Consider the following 10400-nt stretch of genomic DNA (forward strand, 5'->3'; position numbering starts at 1 on the left):
GGAACTTAGAATAATCATACTTACTTTTTTAGTAATAAAATCTTCGATTTGAGCGGTTTGTGTAGCCAAATTATCTTCTGCACTAACTGCGATAACTTCACCGCCATGTTTCTTAGCAGCTTCAGCTGCACCTTTGGACATCGCTACGAAGAAAGGATTGCTTAAATTTTGTACGGTCAAACCGATAACCACTTTTTTTCCTGGTGTCGGATCTGCTGCCTTAGCAGCTTTAGTTGTTTCTGCTGGCGCCCCAGTAGCTGCTGCGGGTTTTGTTTCCACTGCTTTACCACAAGCAGTAAGTGCAAATACGAAAATTAGTAACAACAAAATCTTCATGTTTTTCATCATTTTCAATTTCCTCCAAATTTTTATCATTTTTTAACGATATGTTTGGTGCTAAATCCCCCAAGTGAAGATAGACATAAAGACTTTATTCACTTACCTAAAAGAATCCTCACCTCCCTTAAAGAGTGGATGTTTGTTTTCTGTGTCTTCATAATACCTGTGATAAATACAAAAAATAATAGAAAATTTTCTCGCAACTGTTGAAAATTTTCTATTATCTTCATTCAGATATGAAAAAACCTCTATCAAGGCCATTCAAAGATGAGCGACCGCTATTCTGCCCCGCAAAGTGACGATAATCTTCGAAGCAAAGTCCGATTACTTTGTGGGGACCCTGACGGAGGTAGGTTTTATCGCCAATAAGAAAGTAGGTTTCGCTAAACGAAATAGCCCTGTCCTGTTATGACAGGCTAGGGCTATTTCTTGTTTCACACCGTACATTCATCTTGGCTGCGATTATTCCAGTATCAATAATCGGTAAAGCACTACAGCCATCTCAGCCCTCGTCGTATGATCGAATGGATGAATCTTCCCATTGTTTCCTTCAATAATATGGGATTTCACAAGAGAAGAAAAACTGTCAATGGCATATGACGAAATATCATTACTATCCTGGAATACAGTCAAATCCGATTTTGTACCTTTGGCTGCATCGCGTTTCGCTGCAGCCATCGCTCTATTCAGCATAACTATCATATCCTGCCTTGTAATGGAAGCATTCGGGTTAAAGTGACTTCCATCTATGCCATTGGTAATACCCAGCTTTTTGGCGATGCTGACCGCTTCATAATAATAATCATCAGATTTAACATCATCAAAGTCGGAATCCACTTGGGCCGTTAATTCAAGTGCGCGTACAAGCAGCAGAATAAAGTCTGCCCTTGTAATATCCTCTTGCGGAGCAAAAGCTGTCTCTGTTGTGCCTTGAATAATTCCTTTGGATGCAAGGAGTTCGACCTGCTTTTTAGCCCAAGCATAATCATTAAGATCATCAAAGGACTTATTCACGTAAGCAATTGCATAATAGCTGAAATGGATCGTTTTAAAGATCATTTCACCCGTTGCTTTATTAAATTTGGCATTTGGAACAGGCGCGATGCTGCCGGATGGATCCAGATACCAGACAACTAAATGATCTGTATGGTTCATTTCTTCTGCTGTAGGCGTGTAATTGATAGCTACCTGTACAGGAGCATCCGCATTACGCCATGGAATAACTTTACCATTCAAAGTGGCAATTAATTCAAGAACCGGTCTTGTTCCGATTTCAGATTGTTTGCCGTTACCAGCTGCATCACGCTCAGCAAGGGTCATACTTAATACAATATTATCATTCTCATTGAACGCGCCTTTGGTAAACATCTGACTCGATAAAGTCATGGTGCCTATTGGACTACGAATTTCAAATTGTCGATTAGCATGATCACTCGATAAGAACGTAGATGGTATCTCGATGCTATACCCTTTAACATCATCCGCTTTGTCCAATTCGATTGTAATCTTTTTGATGCCTTTAGCGTCAGTTTTGGCTGCATCCAACGCTTTATTCAGCCCTTCTTTCGAAGCTTTACCCACAGCAATTTTATTAATTACGCTTGTCGGAACAACAAGTCGGTCCTGGTTGTTAGACGTTGTACCCGCTCCTGTAGTTAGCGGGGGCTCCGGCGCAGGATCTGGGTCTGAATCAGCTTCATTTGATTGTAAAACAGTAACAGAAGCTGTTGTCACATGTCCTTTATACGCAGCTGTAATCAAGGTTTGACCCGGTCGCTTCCCATATACGATGCCGGCAGCATTCACAATTGCTACAGAAGGATCAGAGCTTTTGAAGACTGCTTGGTCTGTAACCATTTGTTTGCTTGTTAGATCGCCATATCCATATACCGTTAATGGCATACCCTGCAAACCTCCATACACGATTCCCGTTACAGAGTTGCTTGCATCTTGAATGGCACCGCCATATACCGCTTGGCTTACAGTTTGAGTCATTGAACTTAGTACAAGAGCCGATACAACTGTTTTGTGGGTTCCATTCGTTTCAAGCGTATAGCTTCTTTTATCCATTTGAAGCTTTTTGATCGACCTATCTGCCCAAATGCTGTCAAGCTGATAAATACTTAAAGAGTTGACGTTCACTTCCCCATTTTCTGCATAAAGCTCAAGGCCCTTACTCTTCGAATCAGGGAATATTTGATCTGTGAAAACTTTTCTTCCATCATTCGCAAACACTTCAAGGGTATCCTCATCTACGATGATATGAAGTTTAATTTTGTTATTTTCCGGAATGAGAGGAGCTTCTTGCCGGACAGGGACAATATCACTTACGTCAGGCCCTCCAGAATGTGTACGGTCCACAAACACTTTTTGACTTGATGTGTCATACCCGATCACTGTCTCCTGAGAGTTGGACTTCCGAACCTTGAATCCAAATTCCGATGCATCCTGAATACCGAATTCCGCGACAATTTCCATTGTACTTCCATATACGGCTTGCAATACATTGTTATCCTGTTGAACTTGGAAATTGGTCCAATGCAGAACCGGCTTTCTTAATTGTTCCAATTGCTGAACCGGCTCCTGAATCAGACGGATTCCATCTGTTGTCGTCTTAAGCTCAATCGTACGCGGAATGCTCATTCCACCCCGCCAAGTACTTGTAGGCGTATTGCTCGCATATCTCCAGTTATTCATCCAGCCGAGCCATACGGGTCTTCCTTGCTCATCCCGAATATTGCTCCATGTTACTGCTGCATAGAAATCTGAACCATAGTCAATCCAATTGGATTGATCAGAAGTTGGCCGTTCATCCGGTGTAAAAGTTTTGCCATCGAACGTGCCGACAAAATACATCATACCCGATCCTTTGCCAGGAGGCTGAGGGTCAACTTCTCTTCTGTTTCCGTTACCATCACCGGTACTAATGATCATAACCCATTTCTTCTTAGTTGGATCTCCATCGACGGGTAATTCGATCAAATCAGGACATTCATAGATGCCGAAATGTGAGCCAAGACCGTCAGAACCAAATGAGCTTTCATAATTCCATTGTTTTAAATTTATCGATGAATAGAACTCAATGTGATGACCAACTGCTAATTGCATGATCCATTTATGAGTATCCTCATGCCAGAATACTTTAGGATCCCTGAAATCCGGCGCAGTTCCGTTAGGTTCCCTTAAATCCGCTGCAGCTTCCGGCAACAGGACAGGATTTCCTGTATATTTCGTCCAGGTTCTGCCATTATCCTTACTGTAAGCGATACTCTGCACCTGCTGTGATCCATTTTGAGTATAGAACGCTACCAGACCGGAGCCTTCTTCATTAAAAAATCCGGATGTGTTATGCGCATCTACTACAGCACTGCCTGAGAATATGGCACCATGTTCATCAGGCGCTATTGCCGGTGGAAGTTCTTTCCAATGGGTAAGATCTGTACTTATCGCATGCCCCCAATGCATCTTATCGAAAGCAGGGGATGTGGAAAAAGGACTATACTGGTAAAACAGATGGTATTCCCCATTATAATAGACCATACCGTTTGGATCATTCATCCAATTTTTTTCAGGTGTATAATGGAACTGTGGTCTGTATGGTTCTGAATAGTTTTCACGCGGAATACTTAATTGAAAATCATCTACATTGATATAACCAAAAATGCCTGAGGTCTTATTGTCTACGACTTTAAAATATACTTCTTCCCCCAGGTAAGCTGATGCATCCCATGTAACATCCTGAAATATGTCTGAGTCCGATCCCGTGGCTCTAAACAGTTCCATATGATCAGAAGCTCTGACTAGGGCTACATGCAGCTGATCAGCATCCTTGCCTCCAGCGACCAAAAAGCTCAGAATGCCAGTCCCTGTTAATTGGAATACTTTTGATGACAATGTACCTGTCAAGGCAGGGTTACTCGCTTTATTCCCGTTCACATAATACGTTCCATAGTTTCCATTCCCGGGTAAATTTGAGACAGAATCTGCGAATGCTTCACCTTCCAGTGTCCACCCAGACAAATCGCCAGTTTCAAAATCAGGGTTTTCCAATTGTGAAACAGCATTCACCGTTACAAAGCGATCCAGATTGAGATGTCCCCATCCGACAGTTGTTTGATCCACAATCCGGAAATACAGTTCTTCTCCGGCATACGGGGTAGCGTCAAAAACATGCTCTGAATATTGTTCATCACTATTGCCTGTAGTCGTGAAAAGAATCTCGCCTGTTCGATCCCTTACTAGCGCAACGTATAAGTTATCGATATCCGAACCGCCGCCCATCAGGAAAGTTAATCTTCCCGATGTAGGGATATTCTTATCGCCCAAAGCGATGAAATGGCTGGATTCCATAACTCCCTTTCTGCCGTCTCCACCGCCTTGAAAGCCCCAGAGATGATACTGTCCATTGTGCTTAAATGGCTTTGTTCCCCAGAATTTATCCTGCGTTGTTACCGTATTATCAAAAGCGTTACCCTCAACGATCTTCCAACCTCGTAAGTCTCCGCTTTCGAAATCGCCATTCATAATTTCATGAGACACATAGTAGTTGAAATCATCGACATGGATATGACCTGTCGCCACATTGTCGACTATGGTGAAATAAAGCTCTTCGTTTATAAATTTCGAAGCGTCCCAACTAACGGTTTGATAACTCTGAGAGTTGTTACCTGTTGCTCTAAACAATTCTTTATGGTCGGAAGCTCGAACTAATGATACATAAAGATGGTCAACATCTATATCTCCGCTAATTTTAAAATTAACAGTCCCTGTCCCGGCCAGCCTGAATGTACTGGAAGTTAAAGTGCCTGTCGCTTCGTTATTTCCAATAACATGATATTTGCGCTGTTGCCCGTAGGCATTTCCCGAAGAATCAGTGTCCTGATCAGAAACTGAAAATGCGTTGCCACCTACTGTCCATCCAGATAAATCTCCTTTTTCAAAATCTTCATTATTCATCACATAAGAAGGAGAACCTGTATTGCGAACATGGAAATCGTCGACATTCAAATGTCCTGTTAGGCTATTGTCCATAACTTTCAAAAACATCTTTTGCCCTAAGTAGGCTTTGGCATCCCAAACGATCCGTCGAAGAGATTCAGGGTTTACCGCACCATTTGCTGGTGTCTCACTGAATAGGATTGAATCGTCTTCCGCGTTTACTAACGCAACGTATAGGTTACTCGGATCATGATTACCACTTAACATAAAGTTAATTTCACCGTTGCCGCCAAGTTTAAAGACTGACGATTGGAGAGAGCCTGTTCTTGCATTCGCATTACCCGAACCGGCGCCAGCTAAGCCTTGAATATAGTAATTGCCTATTTGGTTGATTGGGTCTTCACCCGACATTGTCTCAGCGGAAACAGCTCCTGTAAAAGCATCACCTGCAGCTTGCCAGCCCTCCAAAGTGCCTGTTTCGAAGCTTGGATTCAAGATATCGGCCGGATCGTTGTTGAATACATGAATATCGTCAAGGTTAACATGCTGCCATCCGCCGCCAGGCACGCTATCCACTACTTTCAGATACACTTCCTCACCTGTAAATGCAGAAGCATCCCACACAACTCGATCATACCCCTCAGAGCCTGCATGAGCTGTATGCGTGGATTTGATCAGTTCTTTCCCGTCAGAAGCACGAATTAGTGCAACATACTCCGTTTGGGGGAAATTACCTCCGCCTAGCATGAAATTAATTTCACCATTCCCACCTAGCACAAACGTGCTTGATTGGATACTGCCTTCCTTCCAATCGTCACCCCAGAAGTGATACTCACCGACTTTATTAATCGGGTCAGGATGCCAGTAATTTACTTCAGAAGTGACTCGACCAGGCGCCTCGCCACTCGTAACAGTCCAACCCGTCAAGTCCCCGGTTTCAAAGTCAGGATTCACAATGTCATGAGGCAGATTATAAACATGGATATCGTCAATATTCACGTGCTGCCATCCGCCTGCTGCTATCTGGTCCACAAGCATTAAATAGACTTGCTCACCTAGGTAAGCCGAAGCATCCCAAGTCACTCTTGCATACGCCTCAGAATCTGCAAATTGTGTATTATTTGCTCTCATCAGTTCCGTATTGTCAGAAGCACGCATTAAAGCAACATACTGCGTATCGAGATCTCCGCCACCCATCATGAAATTAATCTCGCCAGTTCCACCAAGGACAAACACACTGGATTTGATAGATCCTTGCTTCATGTCATCGCCCCAAAAATGGAACTGACCTGTCTTATTAATCGGAATTCCATACCAATAATTTACGGTTGGCGAAACTTGACCGGGCGCTTCTCCGGATACAACGGTCCATCCTGTTAAGTCGCCTGTTTCGAAGTCAGGGTTCACAACGTTATGAATGGTATTATATACGTGGAAATCATCAACATTGATGTGTCCTTGACCCAGATCAACAGCTTTCAAGTAGACCACTTCGCCTAGATGAGCGGAAGCATCCCATATCACTCTTTTCATGGATTCGGGACCGTCACCTAGAGAAGAACTGGTTGCTCTATATAATTCTGTATCGTCGGACTCTCTGACTAGAGCAACATAAGTATGATCCATATCATTCGTTCCGCCGATAAGAAAGTTTACTTCGCCTGTTCCTTCTAGCTTGAATGAGGTAGACTGCAGAGAACCTGACTTTGCTTCTGCACTTCCGGCATCACCGGTCAAGCCCGATACAAAGTACTTCCCTTTTTGATAATAAGAGGTTTGTTCCTCACCATAAGCTACCGCGTTTGAGACTGAAAAAGCATCGCCCTTAGCGTTCCAACCACTCAAGTCTCCCGTTTCGAAGCTTGGATTATCAATACTATTCGTTACATTGTATACATGAAAATCATCCACATTAATATGCTGACTTGTGCTATTGTCCACAACTTCAATATAGAGATCTTCCCCTATGTAATCTTGAGCTTGCCAATTCACTCGTACATATCTTTCATACTGATCCGGCAATGCGGACCCCGCGCTTTTAAACAAGATTGTATGATCAGAAGCGCGAACGAGAGAGACATACAAATTGTCGATATCATTGCCTCCACCAACCAAGAAGTTAACCTCACCATTCCCGGAAAGCCTGAACGTGCTCGATTTCAACGTTCCTGTTCTTGAATCTGAGATGTTATTGCTGCTATTGCTGGGATCTACTGCCTCCGGATTCCATCCCCAAGCATGATAAGTCCCGTTCTGTTTAAAAGGATGGTCTCCCCAAAAATGCTGGGTAGATGAGGGCAGATCGCTAAATGCATTCCCCGTTGTCATCCATCCTGATAGGTCGCCAGCTTCAAAATCAGGATTTTCAATTGTGACAGGATGTTGTAAAGCATTCGCGGCTGTTGATATTCCACTAAAAGAAACAACATTAGAAAATAACATAAAACTAGCTAAACCTAACGCAACATTACTTTTTAACTTTCGGGCGCTAATCGCCATTTTTGTAACCCCTTTCATAAAATTATGGATCGATTGTTTTAAATATCCTACAGGAGCATACCTAGGTTTCAGCACCTCCCTTCGATACATGAATTACGCCGTCTTCCGGACGGTATATCCCTTCCAAAATCTTCATAAACGTCGACTTACCGGCGCCGTTCTCTCCCCTTAAAGCACGATGTGGTACCCGCTAGCAGGTACCACATCGGTAATAATGACTCCAAATTACCAGCCTTTATAGTCTTTTACGTTTTCTGTAGTAATGAAATCAGTTGGAAGTTTAATTAATGGTTCCACTTTTTCACCAGCAAGAACTTTAAATGCCGTTTCAACCGCAATGGTAATCATATTAAACGGATTTTGTGCTGAGCTTCCAACATAGCTCTTGTTTTCTTTCAGTGTAGTCACAGCATCCGGAGATCCATCCACCCCAACGATAAACATTTCCTTGTCTCGACCGGCTTGTTCTGCTGCGATTTTAGCGCCAATACCTGTTGGATCATTAATAGCAAATACCGCATCGATTTGTCCTTTACCGTTTGCTTGCAGGATGGTTTCCATCTTCGCCAGCGATGTTTCACGGTTGCCGTTACCATTTTGATTAGCAACGATTTTAATACTGCAGGATGGTTTCCATCTTCGCCAGCGATGTTTCACGGTTGCCGTTACCATTTTGATTAGCAACGATTTTAATACCTGGAGCTGTTTTGAGAGCTTCATTAAATCCTGCAATGCGGTCTGTTACAGCGGATACCGGCGGTCCATCCAATACGGCAATATTTCCTTTTCCGTTCAACCGTTTAACCAAATATTCACCTGCGATTCTTCCTGCTTGAACGTTATCGGAAGTTACACTCGCATTAACGCCACCTTCAGAAATTGTATCGACAGAAATAATGGGGATACCTGCCGCTTTAGCTTGACCCACTGCTGCTGCAATACCTTTGGTATCTACGGAACTTAGAATAATCATACTTACTTTTTTAGTAATAAAATCNTTAGCAGCTTCAGCTGCACCTTTGGACATCGCTACGAAGAAAGGATTGCTTAAATTTTGTACGGTCAAACCGATAACCACTTTTTTTCCTGGTGTCGGGTCTGCTGCCTTAGCAGCTTTAGTTGTTTCTGCTGGCGCCCCAGTAGCTGCTGCAGGTTTTGTTTCCACTGCTTTACCACAAGCAGTAAGTGCAAATACGACAAATAGTAACAACAAAATCTTCACATTTTTCATGTTCAATTTCCTCCGAATTTTTATAATTTATGTTTGTTTCTCCGTGCCTTCATCATACCTTCGATCAAAACTAAAAATAATAGAAAATCTTCTCGCAACAGTTGAAATTTTTCTATTAAGCTGTTCAGTTGGGTCGAATGACTTTCCACCGGAAGCTGTTCCGACTGCTGAAATTTTTTCGGGGAATTGCGTTATTAAACCCTATTGCTGCGGTATCGCCTTATTGGACCACCGGTTCTGACATCAGGCATCACTTTGCCTTTTTCAACTAGAGACTTAAGATATTTTAGTGCAGTATTTCTGTGGATTCCAACTGCTTGAGCTATCGTAATCGGGGAATAAGCCCCTGTCTTATTTTCGATAAATTTGAAAATAGCAAGTTCCGTTGGAGACAAAGGCGGTTCAATTATATTTGATTCAATCCCCCACTTCGCTAACGCATGCATCATCTGTTGTTGGCAACGGCGAGGCTGCTCCAGTATGCTATGCAATGAAAAGCGAAGCACCTTCCAATCGTCAATTACAAGGTCATTCTGGCGGAACCGGTCATCTGAAAATTTATACGAATCCGCGTTATGACCATGTGTTCCCTTATCGTCTACTTCGATGCAAATTTTGATGACTGGCGATGGTTTGGCCAAATCCAGGTATCTGAAGCCGTCTTTATAATCGATCACTTCGTACTCAGCAAGCCAATCGTCAAAATTCCCGACAGCGGGCCAAAACACATGGATAATGAATTTCTTTAGTGAAAAACTCAGGCCCTTTTGCAGCCGCTTACGCCGTTCCCCTGTGCACGACTCGATTTGAAATGCCACCCACTTTTCGTATGCAGTACGAAGCTGCAGATTCATTTCACCGTTTATTTTTTCCATCTTCTTCTCCACCTTTAGGAAATAAAATAGCCGCTTGCTCCGGAAAAGAATTTCCGGAGCAAGCGGCGTGTACTTCACGACCTGATAATGGATAATTTACTTCAAGTTAAGCAAAATTACAATAGTATTTTTGAAAGAAGCACAATTTTTGTGCGCTAGCGCCCGATCGCGACGGATCTGCAGACCTTGCGCACAATTTTTGTGCGCTAGCGCCCGGCGGCGACGGATCTGCAGACCTTGCGCACAATTTTTGTGCGCTAGCGTCCGGTGGCGACCGATCTGCATACCTTGCGCACAATTTTTGTGCGCTAGCGTCCGGTGGCGACCGATCTGCAGACCTTGCGCACAATTTTTGTGCGCTAGTGTCCGATCGCGACGGATCTGCAKACCTTGCGCACAATTTTTGTGCGCTAGCGYCCGATCGCGACGGATCTGCAGACCTTGCGCACAATTTTTGTGCGCTAGCGYCCGATCGCGACGGATCTGCAGACCTTGCGCACAATTTTTGTGCGCTAGCG

Annotated in this window: 4 protein-coding genes and 2 pseudogenes; all 6 read right to left on the reverse strand. The window is 43.3% G+C overall.

Features of this window, described 5'->3' with window-relative positions; all coding sequences use genetic code 11:
- Positions 1 to 375: pseudogene (locus tag ASG85_RS39740) on the reverse strand (sugar ABC transporter substrate-binding protein); the annotation flags it as partial.
- Between the two features lie 426 nt (positions 376 to 801).
- Positions 802 to 7776 carry a GH32 C-terminal domain-containing protein gene (locus ASG85_RS36645; protein ID WP_063860243.1) on the reverse strand — a complete coding sequence of 2325 codons (6975 nt, stop codon included), beginning with the start codon at positions 7774 to 7776 and terminating at the stop codon, positions 802 to 804.
- 61 nt (positions 7777 to 7837) lie between these two features.
- A pseudogene (locus ASG85_RS36895) lies at positions 7838 to 7939 on the reverse strand (ATP-binding cassette domain-containing protein); the annotation flags it as partial.
- A gap of 62 nt (positions 7940 to 8001) precedes the next feature.
- A complete protein-coding gene (locus ASG85_RS39065; RefSeq protein WP_060646141.1) occupies positions 8002 to 8433 on the reverse strand; it encodes a substrate-binding domain-containing protein in 432 nt (143 codons plus the stop codon).
- The coding region (locus ASG85_RS39070; protein ID WP_235550102.1) for a substrate-binding domain-containing protein at positions 8390 to 8773 on the reverse strand (384 nt) is incomplete at its 5' end. The genes ASG85_RS39070 and ASG85_RS39065, both read right to left, overlap by 44 nt.
- A gap of 428 nt (positions 8774 to 9201) precedes the next feature.
- Entirely contained in the window at positions 9202 to 9882 is a 681-nt protein-coding gene (locus ASG85_RS10260) for a hypothetical protein (protein WP_060646143.1), read from the reverse strand.
- Positions 9883 to 10400 lie beyond the last annotated feature (518 nt).

Source organism: Paenibacillus sp. Soil724D2, from assembly GCF_001427935.1.
GTDB lineage: Bacteria > Bacillota > Bacilli > Paenibacillales > NBRC-103111 > Paenibacillus_E.

Bases quoted from the DNA above. Each gene is read 5' to 3' on its own strand.
- ASG85_RS36645 (WP_063860243.1), bottom strand. From the start codon at position 7,776: ATGGCGATTAGCGCCCGAAAGTTAAAAAGTAATGTTGCGTTAGGTTTA.
- ASG85_RS10260 (WP_060646143.1), bottom strand. From the start codon at position 9,882: ATGGAAAAAATAAACGGTGAAATGAATCTGCAGCTTCGTACTGCATAC.